This window comes from Sphingomonas oryzagri, from assembly GCF_029906645.1.
GTDB classification, from domain to species: Bacteria; Pseudomonadota; Alphaproteobacteria; order Sphingomonadales; family Sphingomonadaceae; genus Solisphingomonas; species Solisphingomonas oryzagri.
Window position 1 is genome coordinate 521,167 of record NZ_JARYGZ010000002.1, and the last position, 14,527, is coordinate 535,693.

Below are 14,527 nucleotides of genomic sequence, written 5' to 3' on the forward strand. Positions count from 1 at the left end.
AGCCGGGCGGCTGTCGCCGGAACAGCCGCTCCCAATGACACAAGACCCTCTTCAGGAAGGTAAGACATGACCCACAAGACCCTCATCCTCGCGCTGCTGGCGGGTGCCGCCACGCCGGCGCTGGCGCAGGCCGACACCGCGCCCGCAGCAGCGGCGCCCGCCGCCGACGCCGCGCCGCCGCAGGAAATCGTCGTCACCGGCAACGCCAACCGCGAAGGCCTGCGGAAGCTCGACGCCAGCTACTCGATCTCCACCGCGACGGCCGAGCAGATCCGCCAGGTGCAGCCGGTCTCGACCGCCGACCTGCTCAAGATCGTGCCGGGCGTGTGGGTGGAAACCTCGGGCGGCCAGAGCGGCGCCAACGTCTTCATCCGCGGCTTTCCCTCCTCGGGCGACGCGCCTTTCCTCACGCTCGAGATGAACGGCTCGCCGATCATCGCGCCGTCGTCGCTCTCCTTCCTCGAGGACAGCTCGGTCTTCCGCCTCGACGATACAGTCGAGCGCATGGAGGTGCTGCGCGGCGGCCCCAGCCCGATCTTCGCCAACGGCCAGCCCGGCGCCACCACCAACTTCATCCTGAAGGAAGGCACGCAGGATCCGCACCTGTCGCTGCGCGCGACCTACGGCACCGAGGGCACCTATCGCGGTGACTTCGTGGCGCAGGGCCCGATCGACGCCAACACCACCTACATGGTCGGCGGCTTCTACCGCTATTCGGATGGTTTCCGTCACACCGGCTTCACCGGCGATCTCGGCGGCCAGATCACCGGCAGCGTCACCCACAAGTTCGACGCCGGCAAGCTGACCGTCTACGGCCGCTACCTCGACGACCATAACGCCTTCTACACGCCGATGCCGCTCGCCACCGACGGCAACGGCCATGTCAGCACGCTGCCGGGCTTCGACGCGCGCACCGACACGCTGGTCGGCAAGGAGATCGAGAACACCCAGATCGAGGTGGGACCGGGCGTCGATGGCGGCCCGACCCAGAAGAAGTCGGTCGATCTCTCCAAGGGTCGTGGCGCAAAGATCTACACCTTCGGCTCCACCTTCAACTACGAGCTGGGTGACGGCTTCACCGTCCAGAACAACATCAACTTCACCAAGGGTCAGGCCAACACCTTCGCGCTGTTCACGGGCGACAATCCGCAGACCGTCGACCAGTATCTGGATGGTCGCGCGGGCAGCGTGACCTATGCCGACAGCGGCCAGACGCTCGCGGGCAATGCCGAGACGATCCAGGCCGGCATCTGGGCGGTCGAGAAGCACATCCAGAGCTTCACCGACGAACTGAAGCTCTCCAAGGAGCTGTTCGAGGGCAACACGCTGACCGTCGGCGGCTATTACGCCCACGTGAAGGATCACGACGTCTGGAACCTCGGCAACAGCGTGCTGCTGGCGCTGGAGCCGCAGGCGCGCGTGCTCAACGCCAGCCTCGACGACGGCACCCAGTTGACCCGCGACGGTTTCACCAGCGCCAGCAACTATGCCGTGAACGCCTATTACAAGAGCGACAACGTCGCCGGTTACGTCAGCGACGAGTGGAAGATCGGCAAGCTGCGCCTCGATGGCGGTGTGCGCGTCGAACACACCAAGATCACCGACCACTATGAAAACAGCTCGACCGGCGATCTCGATGGCAACCTGCTGACCGCCTACAATAACGGCGCCACCTACCTGAACGGCACGTGGAGCGACCTGACCTACAAGAAGACGCAGGTCTCGTGGACGGTGGGCGCCGATTACGCGATCACCAACCGCCTCAACGTCTTCGTCCGCGCGAACCAGGGCGCGCTGCTCCCGCAGTTCGACGATCTGCGTAACAACGCCAGCACGCCGGACAACATCAAGCCGCAGAAGGCACGTCAGTACGAGGTCGGCCTCAAGACCTCGACGCGCTTCTACGACCTGTACCTCACCGGCTTCTACAACCGCTTCCACGATCTGCTGCTCACGCAGATCCTGGCGGACGGCACCAGCGTGGTGGGCTTGAGCGGATCGCGCGCCTACGGCGTCGAGTTCGAAGGCGCGGTGCGGCCGATCAACGGCGTGCAGATCGGCTTCCGCGGCGTCTACCAGAACGGCAAGTATCTGGATTACGCCACCAAGTCCGGCAATCAGGTCCCCCGCCAGCCGAAGTTCCAGTTCGCGATCATGCCGCAATACACGTTCCGCACCGATTGGGGTCAGGCGCGCGTGTTCGGCACCTACACCCATGTCGGCAAGCGCTTCGCCGACGATTCGAACCTCCAGCCGCTCGCCAAGTACGATACGCTGGATCTCGGCGCCTCGATCGACCTGAAGGAGAATTTCTCCATCCAGGCCACCGTCGAGAACGTGACCAACACGCTGGCGCTGACCGAGGGCAATGTCCGCACGCTCACTTCGGGCACGGACAACGGCTATTTCCTCGGCCGTCCGATCTTCGGGCGCCATGCGACCATCACGGCCGCGTACAAGTTCTGACGTCTACCCCCGCCGGCTGGAGCAGCGTATCCGCTCCAGTCGGCACCCTGTTTTCCGCGAGTATTTCCCGCATGACGATCGCCCGCCTGCTTGCCCTCCCGCTCCTCGCGCTACCGTTGATGGCGGCGGCGCCCGCTCCCGATCCGGCGCGGCAGGTGATGGAGGTGTCGCGCAGTGCCGGCACGCCCGAGGACGTCTATGGCCCGCTCTACAGGGCGGTCGAGCTGGCGCACGTCTTCCCCGATTCCAAGACCTTCGCCGACATGGTGCCGCTTGATAAGCCGGACGCGATCATGGTGGCGTTCCGGTCCGAGAACCCGCAGGGCAAGGAGGCGCTCGCCGCCTTCGTGGCGATGCATTTCCGCAAGATCGGCGACACCGACCAGCAGAAGCTGTCGATGCGCGAGCATATCAAGGCGCTGTGGCCGATCCTCGCCAAGCCGCCGATGGCCGTCGTCCCCGGCTCCTCCGCGATCCAGCTGCCTTATGCCTATGTCGTGGCGGGCGGGCGCTATCAGGAGATGTATTACTGGGACAGCTACTTCACCATGCTGGGCCTGAAGGCGGATGGCGAACAACCGCTGATCGATTCGATGCTCGCCAATTTCGTCTCGATGATCGATCGCTACGGCCACATCCCCAACGGCACGCGCACCTATTACCTCAGCCGTTCGCAGCCGCCCTTCCTGGCGCTGATGATGGACCTCTCCGACGCGCATGATCCCGCGCTCGACCGCCATCGGCTCGATGCGCTGAAGGCCGAGCATGCCTATTGGATGGCGGGCGCGTCCTGCCTCGATGCGGGCGGCGCCTGCCAGCATGTCGTGAAGATGCCCGACGGCAGCCTGCTCAATCGCTACTGGGACGCGCGCGATACGCCCCGCGACGAATCCTATGCCGAGGACGTCGCCACCACGGCCGAGGCGGCGCCGCGTCCCGTCAATCGCGATCTGCGCGCGGGCGCCGAGAGCGGCTGGGATTACAGCTCGCGCTGGCTCAAGGACGGCAAGACACTCTCCACGATCCACGCCACCGACATTGTGCCGGTCGATCTCAACAGCCTGATGTGGAATCTGGAGATGTCGATCGCACGGCGCTGCACGGCGCTGGGCGACACCGCCTGCGCGACGGACTTCACGAAGCAGGCGGATGCGCGCAAAAAGGCGATTGCCAAGTATTTGTGGAGTGCGAAAGACAAACGCTTCGCAGATTGGGACCACTCGACGGGCAAGCCCACCGCCGCGATCAGTGCCGCCATCCTCTACCCGCTATTCGTCGGCCTCGCGACGCCAGCGCAGGCCGATGCGACCGCGAAGCTGACGCAAGCGCAACTGTTGGCACCTGGCGGCCTCAAGACCACCACCGTCCACACCGGCCAGCAGTGGGACGAGCCGAACGGCTGGGCGCCGCTCCTGTGGGTCGGGGTGACCGGCCTTGATCGCTACGGCAAGACGACGCTAGCCGACATGCTGGCGCAGCGCTGGGTGAAGACGGTCTCCACCTTCTACGCCTGCACCGGCCGCATGGTGGAGAAATACGACGTCGATAGCGGGCAAGCGGGTGGCGGCGGCGAATATCCGGTGCAGGACGGCTTTGGCTGGACCAACGGCGTGACGCGCTCGCTCCTCGACCGGCCGGGCATTGGGGCGGCTGTGGTGGAGGCTTGCCCCGCCCACTAGGCCGGAGCGCGCGGGCGGAGTAAGGCGCGGCCATGCTTCGCCTGACCGAACTCAAGCTGCCGCTCGATCACTCGCCGGAGGCGCTGCCCGCCGCCATCCTCGCGCGGCTGGGCATCGCGCCGGAAGAGCTGGTCGACTTCACCGTCTGGCGGCGCGGCAACGATGCGCGCAAGAAATCGGCGATCCTGCTGGTCTATACCGTAGACGTGACGCTGCGCGACGAAGCGGCGGTGCTCGCCCGCTTTGCTGGCGACCAGCATGTCAGGCCGACTCCCGACACAAGCTATACCCCGCCCGTCACCGCCCCCGCCGGATGGTCCGGCAAGCGCCCGGTGGTGATCGGTGCCGGCCCCTGCGGCCTGTTCGCGGGCCTGATCCTCGCGCAGATGGGCTTCCGCCCGATCATCGTCGATCGCGGCAAGGTGGTGCGCGAGCGCACCAAGGACACCTGGGGCCTTTGGCGCCGATCGCAGCTCAATCCCGAAAGCAACGTCCAGTTCGGCGAGGGCGGTGCCGGCACCTTCTCCGACGGCAAGCTCTATTCGCAGATCAAAGATCCGCGTTTCCTCGGCCGCAAGGTGCTCGACGAGTTCGTGAAGGCCGGCGCACCGGAGGACATCCTCACCGAAGCGCACCCGCATATCGGCACCTTCCGCCTCGTCTCGATGGTCGAGAGCATGCGCGAGACGATCCAGTCGCTCGGCGGCGAATATCGCTGGCAGCACCGCGTCGAGGATATCCTGATCGGCACCCGCCCCGACGGCACGCGCCGCATAGAGGGCCTGCGCTTCCAGACCGGCGAAACGCTGGAAGCGGATCATGTCGTCCTCGCGGTCGGCCATTCGGCGCGCGACACGTTCGAGATGCTCCACGATCGCGGCGTGTATATCGAGGCCAAGCCCTTCTCGATCGGCGTGCGCATCGAGCATCCGCAAAGCTGGATCGACAAGGCCCGCTTCGGCGCCTGCGCGGGCAATCCGATTCTCGGTGCCGCCGCCTATGCGCTCTCCCACCATTGCCAGAACGGGCGCACCGTCTACAGCTTCTGCATGTGCCCCGGCGGGCGCGTGGTGGCGGCGACATCGGAGGAAGGCCGCGTCGTCACCAACGGCATGAGCCAGTATTCGCGCGCCGAGTTCAACGCCAATTCGGGCTTCGTCGTCGGCATCGATCCGGAACGCGACTATCCCGGCCACCCGCTCGCCGGCATTGCCCTCCAGCGTGCGCTGGAGGAGAAGGCGTTCGTGGCGGGCGGCTCCAGCTACGCCGCGCCGGGGCAGACGGTGGGCGACTTCCTCGCCGGCCGCGCGTCCACGCAATTCGGCGAGGTGCAGCCCAGCTACAAGCCCGGCGTGACGCCGACCGACCTCGCGACGATCCTGCCCGATTTCGTGACGGAGGCGTTCCGCGAGGCGCTCCCCGTCTTCGGCCGCCAGATCGCCAACTACGATCACCCCGACGCGATGATGACCGGCGTCGAGACCCGCACCTCCTCCCCGATCCGCATCACGCGCGGCAAGGACGGCCAGAGCCTGACGCTCCCCGGCCTGTTTCCGGCGGGTGAGGGCGCCGGCTATGCCGGCGGCATCCTCTCGGCGGGGGTGGACGGGATCAAGGCGGCGGAGGCGGTGGCGGCGAGCCTGACCCGCCAATAGCGATCCGTTCGTGCCGAGCGTAGTCGAAGGACATGCGGCAGGCGCGGCGCTCGGGGCACGCACTTCGACTACGCTCAGTGCGAACGGGTTATGAGCTAGGGTGGAGGCCCTCGACCGCCTCGATGAAGCGCATCAACGAAATCGGCTTGGACACATAGGCGGCCGCCCCCGCCGCCCGCGCGGCCTCTTCGTCGGCGGGCGAGGCGTAGGCGGTCACCGCCAGGATCGGGATCCCTGCCAGCTCCTCGTCGGCCTTAAGCGCCGCGATCAGTTCCAGCCCGCTGATGTGCGGCAGCTGGATGTCCATGATGATGAGGTCCGGCATCACCGCGCGCGCGGTGTCGATCGCCTCCAGCCCGTCGCGCACCGGCGTCGGTTCGTAGTCATGGACCTCGAGCAGGTCGCAGAACAGCTTCAGATTGAGTTCGTTGTCCTCGACAACGAGCACCTTGCCGGGCAAAGCCGCGATCCTCCCGAGTGAGAGGTTCGAGATAGGCGATGCGCGCGGCTGACACAAACAATCCCGACAGCGCGGCGCTGGCGCTCTCCGCTTTGGCTTGGACGCTGTCCGACCAGCCGCGCGCCGAGCGGCTGCTGGCACTGACGGGCCTCGATTCGGCCGAACTGCGCGCGCGGGCCACCGATCCCAGCCTGCTCGCTGCCGTCCTCACCTTTCTCGAATCGCACGAGCCGGACCTGCTCGCCTGCGCCGGCGCGCTGGGCGTGAAGCCTGAAACCCTGATCGCCGCCCACAAGGAATTGGAAGCATGACCCGTCCCCTCCTCATCACCGATTGCGACGAGGTGCTGCTCCACATGGTCGCCCACTTCCGCGACTGGCTGGCCGAGGCGCACGGTATCGACTTCGCGCTGGAGCATGAGAATTGGGGCGAGGCGCTGGTCCGCAAGGATACGGGCGTGAAGGTGGCGGTGGAGGAGGTGTGGCCCTTCGTCGACGGCTTCTTCGACACCGAGATGGAGCGGCAGACGCCGGTGAAGGGGGTGATCGAAGCGCTCGACCGGATCACCGCCTATGCCGACATCGTGGTGCTGACCAATCTGCCCGATCACCGTCGCCAGCCCCGCATCGATCAGCTCGCCCGCCACGGCATCGGCCATGAGGTCTATACCAACCAGGGCGGCAAGGGCGCGGCGCTCAACGCCATATTGGAAGCGCACAAGCCGCCGGTCGCGGTGTTCGTCGATGATCTTTCCTACCAGCATCATTCGGTCGCCAAGGCGGCGCCGCAGGTCTGGCGGTTGCACATGGTCGCCGAGCCGATGGTCGCCGTGCATCGCGAGCAGGCGGCCGATGCTCACGCGCGGATCGACGACTGGGCGGAGGCGGCCGACTGGATCCTCGCGCGCTTCGCGGATGGCGCGCCGGCGCCCTTGACCGAAGCCGCTAACCAAGCCTAGCGCTCGCCCATGGATATCGACGCGAAGCTGGCCGAACTCGGCCTTACACTCCCGAAGGCGGCGGCTCCGGTCGCGGCCTATGTGCCGGCGGTCGAAGCTGGCGGGTTGCTCCACATTTCGGGGCAGATTCCGTTCACCGAGACAGGCGAACTGATCAAGGGCCGGCTCGACGGCGCCGACGACGTCGCCAGGGGGCAGGAGGCCGCCAAGCGCTGCGCGCTGATGCTGGTCGCGCAGATCAAGGCGGCGCTGGGCGGATCGCTCGATCGGGTCGAGCGGATCGTCAAGCTCGGCGGCTTCGTCGCCTCGGGGCCGGACTTCTTCGATCAGCCCAAGGTGGTGAACGGCGCGTCGGAGCTGATGGTCGCGCTGTTCGGCGATGCGGGGAAACACGCCCGTTCGGCGGTGGGCGTCGCCGCCTTGCCGCTCGGCGTATCGGTGGAAGTGGATGCGATCGTCGCCCTTCGCGGCGCTTGATCGCAGGCTCGTCGCGGCGCCGGACCCGGCCCGCGTCGGCTTCCTACATTCCCACGACATCGCGCACCGCGGCCTGTGGGGCGGCCCGGTGCCGGAGAACAGCCTGGCCGCCGCGCGAGCGGCGGTGCAGGGCGGCTTCGGCATCGAATGCGATGTCCGCCTGTCGCGCGACGGCACGGTCATAGTCTTCCACGACGCCGACACCGAACGGCTGACGGGCTGTGCCGGCGGAATTGCCAACATGGCGACGCACGACATCCAGGCCCTTCGCCTCGGCGGTGGCGAGGAACGGGTGCCGACGCTCGCGCAGTTGATTGGGCTGATAGCGGGGCGGGTGCCGCTGTTGATCGAGATCAAGACCGACACGCTGGCGCAAACCGCGCCGCTCTGTCTCGCGGTAAGGCGGGTGCTGGAAGGCTATCGCGGGCCGGTCGCGGTGATGGGCTTCAATCCCGAGGTGTGCCGCTGGTTTCTCAACCACGCGCCGAAGATCGTACGGGGCCTCGTGATGACCGAGCACCGCGAGAGCCGGGGGCGCGCGATCCGCGATGCCATCACGCGACGCCTTGCAGTGAAGCGGGCGAGACCCGATTTCCTCGCTTATGACGTGCGCTTCCTCTCTTCGTCCCTGCCCGCGGCGCTTCGCTCGAAGGGTTTGCCCGTGCTGAGCTGGACGGTGCGCAGCGAGACGGATCGCGCAGCGGTGGCGGCATATGCCGACCGCCCGATCTTCGAGCGGCCTCGCGCCGCATGAGCGAGATCTTCGCGCGCGTCGCGCCCGGTATCGGATCGATCGCGGCGGCGGACTGGGATGCCTGCGCCGGCGCCGACAACCCCTTCCTGAGCCACGCCTTCCTTTCCGCGCTCGAAGATTCGGGCAGCGCGGTATCGCGCGCGGGCTGGCAGCCGGTGCCGATCGTCGTCGACGGTGACGACGGCAGGCCCGACGGCATCCTCCCCGCTTATGCCAAGAGCCACAGCCAGGGCGAATATGTGTTCGACCACGCCTGGGCCGATGCGTGGGAGCGGGCCGGCGGGCAATATTACCCGAAGCTGCAGATCGCGGTGCCCTTCACCCCCGTCCCCGGCCCGCGCCTGCTGCTGCGCGATCCTGCCGCCGCGCCCGCGCTGATCGCAGCGGCTGAGGCGCTGGTCGGCGAGCACGATCTGTCTTCCGCGCACGCGACCTTCATTACCGAGGATCAAAAGCCGCTGTTCGAGGCGGCGGGCTGGATGATCCGTACGGGAAGCCAGTTCCATTGGCACAATGAAGGCTATCGCGATTTCGACGATTTCCTGGCGGCGCTCTCCTCCCGCAAACGCAAGGCGATCCGCAAGGAACGCGAGGCGGCGCAGGGCGCGGTCGAGATCCGCCACCTCACCGGCGCGGAGATCGGCGAGGCGGAATGGGACGCCTTCTGGGCCTTCTACCAGGACACCGGCAGCCGGAAATGGGGCCAGCCCTATCTCACCCGCCCCTTCTTCACCATGCTCGGGCAACGGATGGGCGACCGGGTGCTGCTGATGCTCGCCTATCGCCACGGCAAGCCCGTCGCGGGCGCGCTCAACCTGATCGGTGGCGACACGCTTTACGGGCGGTACTGGGGCTGTACGGAGGAGATACCCTTCCTCCACTTCGAGCTGTGCTACTATCAGGCGATCGATGCCGCGATCGCGAAGCGGTTATCCCGCGTCGAAGCCGGGGCGCAGGGCGAGCACAAGCTCGCGCGCGGCTACCGGCCGGTGCCGACATGGTCGGCGCATTATATCCCGCATGCCGGATTCCGGCGGGCGGTGGAGGATTTCATCGTACGGGAAGCCCGCGCGATGGAAGAGCAGATCGAGCTGCTCGACGAGATGGCCCCCTTCCGCAAGGAAGGGTAAGAAACTCAGGCGGCGGCGCGGCGGTTGGCGGCGAGCCAGGCGCGGGCCATCTTCTGCGCTTCCACGATTTCGCGCGCGGTCATCTCGTCGGCGATCTCGGCGCGCATGTCCTGCGCATCCACCGAACCCGCCGCGCAGGCGAGGTTGAACCACTTGTGCGCCTCGATCAGATCGATCTCGACCCCACGGCTGCCGGTCGAATAGGCGATGCCCAGCTCGAACAGCGTCTCGGGATCGAACGCGGCCTCGGCGAGGCGGCTCTCGATCAGGAAGGCGGCGGATTTGAAACTGCTTGCCATCTGCGTTGGTCCTTTCCCACGCAGGTGGTTTTGGCGGTTCGCAGCAAACAAATGGTTAACGCCAAAATTGACACGATTTAGACGTTGGTCGAAACGCGCCCGTTACTTGTCGTTACTTGTCGTTACATGGACCGGCAGATTGTCGATCAGCCGGGCATTTCCCATCCTGGCCGCTGCGAGCAGCCGCGCGGGACGTTCGCCCAAAGTCTCGATCGGGGCCAGCGTCTCGGCATCGCGCAGCGAGACATAGTCGATCGGATCGAAGCCGGCCTCGGCCAGCCGCGCCACCGCCGCCGTGAGCGCACCCGCCACAGGCTCCCCCCGCCCGATCGCGGCGGCCGCCTCGCCGAGCGCGCGGGGCAGGGTGCGCGCGCTGGCCAGTTCCTCCTCGTCCAGATAGGCGTTGCGCGAGGAGAGGGCGAGGCCCTGGTCGTCGCGCACGGTCGGCACGCCGGCGATCTCGATGTCCAGATCGAGGTCGGCCGCCATCCGGCGGATCACCGCAAGCTGCTGCCAGTCCTTCTCGCCGAACAGGGCGACGTCGGGCTTCACCTGCTGGAAGAGCTTGAGCACAACCGTCGCGACGCCGTCGAAATGGCCCGGTCGCGCGGCGCCGTCGAGCACCTGCGAAACGCCGGAAACGGAGACGGTCGTGGCGAAGCCCTGCGGGTAGATCTCCTCCACCGACGGCGCCCACAGGATCGCTGCGTTCGCCTTCTCCAGCAATTGCGCGTCGGCCCGCTCGCGACGGGGATAGCGATCCATATCCTCGTGCGGGGCGAACTGCATCGGATTCACGAAGATCGAGGTGACCACCGCGTCGGCCCGGCGCAGCCCGTCCTCGACCAGCGCGATATGCCCGGCGTGGAGCGCGCCCATCGTCGGCACCAGCGCGATTCGCTGGCCCGCGTCGCGAAGCGCCCGAACGGCGTCCCGCAGGGCGCCAAGTTCACGGATGATTTGCACGGGCGACGGGCCTCCGATATGGCTGGGGCAGGCTCTGTGCGGCGGCATCGGGGTCAAATCAAGGGCCGCCGATAGCCGTTTGGGGACAATTTCGAGACTTATGACACAGCGCGCGCATCTGATCGTTTTCGCCAATGAGAAGGGCGGCACCGGCAAATCGACCACCGCCGTTCACGTCGCCGTGGCGCTCGCCGCGCAGGGTCGCCGGGTCGCCGTGATCGACCTCGACACCCGCCAGCGCACCATGGTCCGTTACCTGGAGAACCGGGCCGCCTCGGCACGCAAGGAGCAGGTCGAGCTCGCTTCGCCGCGTTTCGAGGTGTTCGATCCGGAGAAGGACGCCAATATCCTCGGCCGCATCGATGCGCTGGCGGAGGATGCCGAATTCGTCATCGTCGACACGCCGGGGCGCGACGATCCCTATGCGATGAAGGCGGTGACGCGCGCCGACACGCTGGTGACGCCGATCAACGACAGCTTCATCGACTTGGATCTGATCGGGCAGGTCGATCCCGACACCTACCGGATCAAGCGGCCGAGCTTCTATGCCGAAGTGGTGTGGGACGCGCGCAAGGTTCGCGCCAAGACCGACGGCGGGACAGTCGACTGGGTGGTGCTCAGGAACCGGCTCCAGCATCTCGAGGCGAAGAACATGCGCCGTGTCGGGCAGGCGGTGGACGAACTGTCCAAGCGCGTCGGTTTCCGCGTCATCCCCGGCCTCGGCGAGCGCGTCATCTATCGCGAGCTGTTCCCCAAGGGCCTGACCCTGCTCGATCTCGGCGCGATCAAGGAGGTCGGCCTCAGCCATGTCGCCGCGCGGCAGGAGCTGCGCGAGATGGTGGCGGGCCTGCAGCTTCCCGAGCCGGCCGATCTGTTCAACCGGCCCGCGCCGACGCCCGCGGCTTCCGTCGCCGCCTCGGCCTGAGCGGCCAGCCGTGAAGCTGCTCGTCGCGCTCGCGGTCATCGCCGCCATCTGGTGGCTGGGCCAGCGTCGCAAGGAAACGGCGTTGACCGCATCCGAGGCGCGAGACCTGCTCGGCGTTTCGCCGCGTGCCGGCGAGGAGGAGATCCGCGCCGCGCATCGCCGCCTGATCGGCCGCGTCCACCCCGATGCCGGCGGATCGGATGCGCTGGCCCGCCGCGTCAACGCGGCGCGTGACATTCTTGTCGCGGAATTGAACCAGAACCGTCGCTAAGAGTCCTGCCCGGCAGATATCCCAGGGAGTTGCACCACATGACCCATCGTTTCGATCCGACCTCGCTGCGCGAATATGACATCCGGGGCATCGTCGGAAAGACTCTGGGTCCGGCCGACGCGACCGCGATCGGTCGTGGCTTCGGCACCCGCATCCGGCGTGCCGGCGGCACCCGCGTGGCGGTCGGTTATGACGGCCGCACCCATTCGCCGCTGCTCGAGGCTGCGCTGGTCGATGGCCTGACGAAGAGCGGTGTCGACGTCGTCCGCATCGGCCTCGGCCCCACGCCGATGCTCTATTATGCCGAGGCGACGCTGGAGGTGGACGGCGGCGTCCAGATCACGGGCAGCCACAATCCGGGCGATTACAACGGCTTCAAGATGGTGCTGCAGCACAAGCCCTTCTTCGGCGCCGACATCCAGAATCTCGGCAAGCTGGCCGCAGAGGGCGACTGGGAAGAGGGCCAGGGATCGATCTCCAACTACGAGATCATGGAGGATTATGTCGCCCGCCTGATGGTCGGCTATGCCGGCGGCGCGTTCAGGATCGGCTGGGATGCGGGCAACGGCGCCGCCGGCCCGATCGTCGATCGCCTCGTCAAGCTGCTGCCGGGCGAGCATCATACGCTCTACACCGAGGTGGACGGCAATTTCCCCAACCACCATCCGGATCCCACCGAGGAGAAGAACCTCGCCGACCTGAAGATGCTGGTCGCCGACAAGGGCCTCGATTTCGGCATCGCCTTCGACGGCGACGGGGACCGGATCGGCGCGGTGGATGGCGAAGGCCGGGTGGTGTGGGGCGACCAGCTGCTCGCCATCCTCGCCGAGCCGGTGCTGCGCGAGGAGCCGGGCGCCACGATCATCGCCGACGTGAAGGCCAGCCAGGCGCTTTACGATCGCGTCGCCGAGCTTGGCGGCAAGCCGCTGATGTGGAAGACCGGCCACAGCCTCATCAAGACCAAGATGAAGGAAACCCACTCCCCGCTGGCCGGCGAGATGAGCGGCCACATCTTCTTCGCGCACGATTATTACGGCTTCGACGATGCGCTCTATGCCGCGATCCGCCTGATCCGCGCGGTACGCCTGCTGGGCGGGTCGCTGACCGACATCAAGTCGGCGATGCCGGTGATGGTCAACACGCCCGAGATGCGTTTCCAGTCCTCCGAGGACCGCAAGTTCAAGGTGGTGGAGGAGGTGCTGGACCGGCTGGCCGCCGACGGCGCCGATGTCAACCGCACCGACGGCGCGCGGGTGAACACGGCGGACGGCTGGTGGCTGCTGCGCGCCTCCAACACGCAGGACGTGCTTGTCGCCCGCGCCGAGGCGAAGGACGAGGCCGGGCTGGAGCGGCTGATGGCCCAGATCAACGACCAGCTCGCCAAGAGCGGCGTCGAGCCGGTGCTGGCCGGCGGCCACTGATCGGCCGGCCCTCTCCCGCCGGGCGGGAGGGGGCTACCGCTTGCCGAAGCCGCCCATCCTGAGCGCCCATTGCGCGCCGATCACGGCGCCCTTCGCCGGGCGGATCATCGCCACCGCGATCACGATCGCGAGCAGCGACCACGCGATCATCTGCGGCACCAGCGGAACGTCCCACGCGATGTTCACCGCCACCACGATCGGCACCAGCACGTGGCCCAGGATCAGGATCACCAGATAGGCCGGGAAATCGTCGGCGCGCTGATGGCTCCAGTCCTGCCCGCAGGCGGGGCAGTGCGGCACCGTCCGCAGACCGCGCGCGAAGAGATGCGCCTGCCCGCACGATGGGCAGCGATCGGCCATGCCGGCCAGCACCGCCTTCTTCCAGTCGCGCCTGTCGAGCAATTCGGTGTCGGTCATGGTCGACCCTCTATCGTGCTGGCGATCCGCCGACCCGACAGATAGGCTTTCTTCGACGATTTGGGAGGGGCCGATGAAAACCGAACGGATGACTGCCTTCACCGATGGAGTGGTCGCGATCATCATCACCATCATGGTGCTGGAACTGAAGGTGCCGGAAAGCGGGGAGCCGCGGGCGCTGCTGGCCGCCATGCCGATCCTCGCCGCCTATGTGCTGAGCTACATCAACGTCGGGCTCTACTGGAACAACCACCACCACCTGCTGCAATCGGCCGAGCATACCGACGGGCGCGCCCTGTGGGCGAACCTGACCTTCCTCTTCTGGCTGAGCCTCGTGCCCTTCGTGATCCGCTGGATCGACGAGGCCGGGTTCGTGGCCATGCCGGTGGCCGCTTATGGCGTCGTCCTCGGCATGGCGGGGGCCAGCTATCTCTGGCTGCAGCACCAGATCATGTGCGTGAACGGCGGCCGTTCCTCGGCGCTGGCGGAGGCGCTCGGTCGCGACTGGAAGGGGCGGCTGTCGATCGCGGGCTATCTGCTGGCGATACCGCTTTCCTTCGTGGAGCCGTTGATCGCGATCGCCATCTACGTCCTGATCTCGATCGTCTGGCTGGTGCCCGACCGGCGGATCGAGCGCCGGCTGCGCTGA

The 14,527-nt window shown here is 67.1% G+C and carries 16 protein-coding genes; 12 read left to right on the plus strand and 4 right to left on the minus strand.

What is annotated here, in order from left to right:
* Positions 1–66 precede the first annotated feature (66 nt).
* From QGN17_RS16660 to QGN17_RS16670, 3 genes are all read left to right on the plus strand, one after another.
* On the plus strand, positions 67–2,466 hold the full coding sequence (locus QGN17_RS16660; protein ID WP_281045711.1) for a TonB-dependent receptor: 2,400 nt from the start codon (positions 67–69) through the stop codon (positions 2,464–2,466).
* Positions 2,467–2,537: 71 nt separating this feature from the next.
* The gene (gene treF, locus QGN17_RS16665) at positions 2,538–4,145 is read left to right on the plus strand and encodes an alpha,alpha-trehalase TreF (RefSeq protein ID WP_281045712.1); all 1,608 of its coding nucleotides are present in this window, start codon (positions 2,538–2,540) and stop codon (positions 4,143–4,145) included.
* Positions 4,146–4,177: 32 nt separating this feature from the next.
* Positions 4,178–5,800, plus strand: a complete 1,623-nt coding sequence (locus QGN17_RS16670; protein ID WP_281045713.1) for an NAD(P)/FAD-dependent oxidoreductase — start codon at positions 4,178–4,180, stop codon at positions 5,798–5,800.
* An 88-nt stretch (positions 5,801–5,888) separates the two neighbouring features.
* Here the strand turns inward: QGN17_RS16670 and QGN17_RS16675 are convergent, their stop codons facing one another.
* Positions 5,889–6,260, minus strand: a complete 372-nt coding sequence (locus QGN17_RS16675; protein WP_281045714.1) for a response regulator — start codon at positions 6,258–6,260, stop codon at positions 5,889–5,891.
* Positions 6,261–6,298: 38 nt separating this feature from the next.
* Here QGN17_RS16675 and QGN17_RS16680 point away from each other — a divergent pair, with 38 nt between their 5' ends.
* The 5 genes from QGN17_RS16680 to QGN17_RS16700 are packed head-to-tail and all read left to right on the plus strand — an operon-like array spanning position 6,299 to position 9,579.
* On the plus strand, positions 6,299–6,571 hold the full coding sequence (locus QGN17_RS16680) for a DUF3572 family protein (protein ID WP_281045715.1): 273 nt from the start codon (positions 6,299–6,301) through the stop codon (positions 6,569–6,571).
* Positions 6,568–7,218: an HAD family hydrolase gene (locus QGN17_RS16685; protein ID WP_281045716.1), complete on the plus strand. Its 651-nt coding sequence runs from the start codon at positions 6,568–6,570 to the stop codon at positions 7,216–7,218. Before QGN17_RS16680 ends, QGN17_RS16685 begins: the two co-directional genes overlap by 4 nt.
* Positions 7,219–7,227: 9 nt before the next feature.
* Positions 7,228–7,695, plus strand: coding sequence for a RidA family protein (locus QGN17_RS16690; RefSeq protein WP_281045717.1), 468 nt, complete (start codon positions 7,228–7,230; stop codon positions 7,693–7,695).
* The gene (locus QGN17_RS16695; RefSeq protein WP_281045718.1) at positions 7,667–8,449 is read left to right on the plus strand and encodes a glycerophosphodiester phosphodiesterase family protein; all 783 of its coding nucleotides are present in this window, start codon (positions 7,667–7,669) and stop codon (positions 8,447–8,449) included. The genes QGN17_RS16690 and QGN17_RS16695 overlap by 29 nt, the downstream gene beginning before the upstream one ends.
* Positions 8,446–9,579 (plus strand): GNAT family N-acetyltransferase, encoded by a 1,134-nt coding sequence (locus tag QGN17_RS16700; protein ID WP_281045719.1) that lies wholly within the window; start codon positions 8,446–8,448, stop codon positions 9,577–9,579. Before QGN17_RS16695 ends, QGN17_RS16700 begins: the two co-directional genes overlap by 4 nt.
* A 5-nt stretch (positions 9,580–9,584) precedes the next feature.
* Here QGN17_RS16700 and QGN17_RS16705 read toward each other — a convergent pair whose 3' ends face one another.
* Together QGN17_RS16705 and panC are read right to left on the minus strand one after the other, a co-directional pair.
* The gene (locus QGN17_RS16705; protein ID WP_022690516.1) at positions 9,585–9,878 is read right to left on the minus strand and encodes an SEL1-like repeat protein; all 294 of its coding nucleotides are present in this window, start codon (positions 9,876–9,878) and stop codon (positions 9,585–9,587) included.
* 102 nt (positions 9,879–9,980) lie between these two features.
* Positions 9,981–10,844 (minus strand): pantoate--beta-alanine ligase, encoded by an 864-nt coding sequence (gene panC, locus QGN17_RS16710; RefSeq protein ID WP_281045720.1) that lies wholly within the window; start codon positions 10,842–10,844, stop codon positions 9,981–9,983.
* Positions 10,845–10,944: 100 nt separating this feature from the next.
* On the opposite strand from panC, the gene QGN17_RS16715 reads away from it, so the two are divergent.
* From QGN17_RS16715 to pgmG, 3 genes are read left to right on the plus strand one after another with little or no spacing between them, the layout of a single operon-like run.
* Positions 10,945–11,769: a division plane positioning ATPase MipZ gene (locus tag QGN17_RS16715; protein WP_281045721.1), complete on the plus strand. Its 825-nt coding sequence runs from the start codon at positions 10,945–10,947 to the stop codon at positions 11,767–11,769.
* Positions 11,770–11,779: 10 nt separating this feature from the next.
* Complete coding sequence (locus tag QGN17_RS16720; protein WP_022690513.1) at positions 11,780–12,040, plus strand: DnaJ domain-containing protein; 261 nt, start codon at positions 11,780–11,782, stop codon at positions 12,038–12,040.
* Between the two features lie 38 nt (positions 12,041–12,078).
* A complete protein-coding gene (gene pgmG / locus QGN17_RS16725) occupies positions 12,079–13,461 on the plus strand; it encodes a phosphoglucomutase/phosphomannomutase PgmG (RefSeq protein WP_281045723.1) in 1,383 nt (460 codons plus the stop codon).
* A gap of 33 nt (positions 13,462–13,494) precedes the next feature.
* Here pgmG and QGN17_RS16730 read toward each other — a convergent pair whose 3' ends face one another.
* Entirely contained in the window at positions 13,495–13,878 is a 384-nt protein-coding gene (locus tag QGN17_RS16730) for a DUF983 domain-containing protein (RefSeq protein ID WP_281045724.1), read from the minus strand.
* 73 nt (positions 13,879–13,951) lie between these two features.
* On the opposite strand from QGN17_RS16730, the gene QGN17_RS16735 reads away from it, so the two are divergent.
* Positions 13,952–14,527, plus strand: coding sequence for a TMEM175 family protein (locus tag QGN17_RS16735; protein WP_281045725.1), 576 nt, complete (start codon positions 13,952–13,954; stop codon positions 14,525–14,527).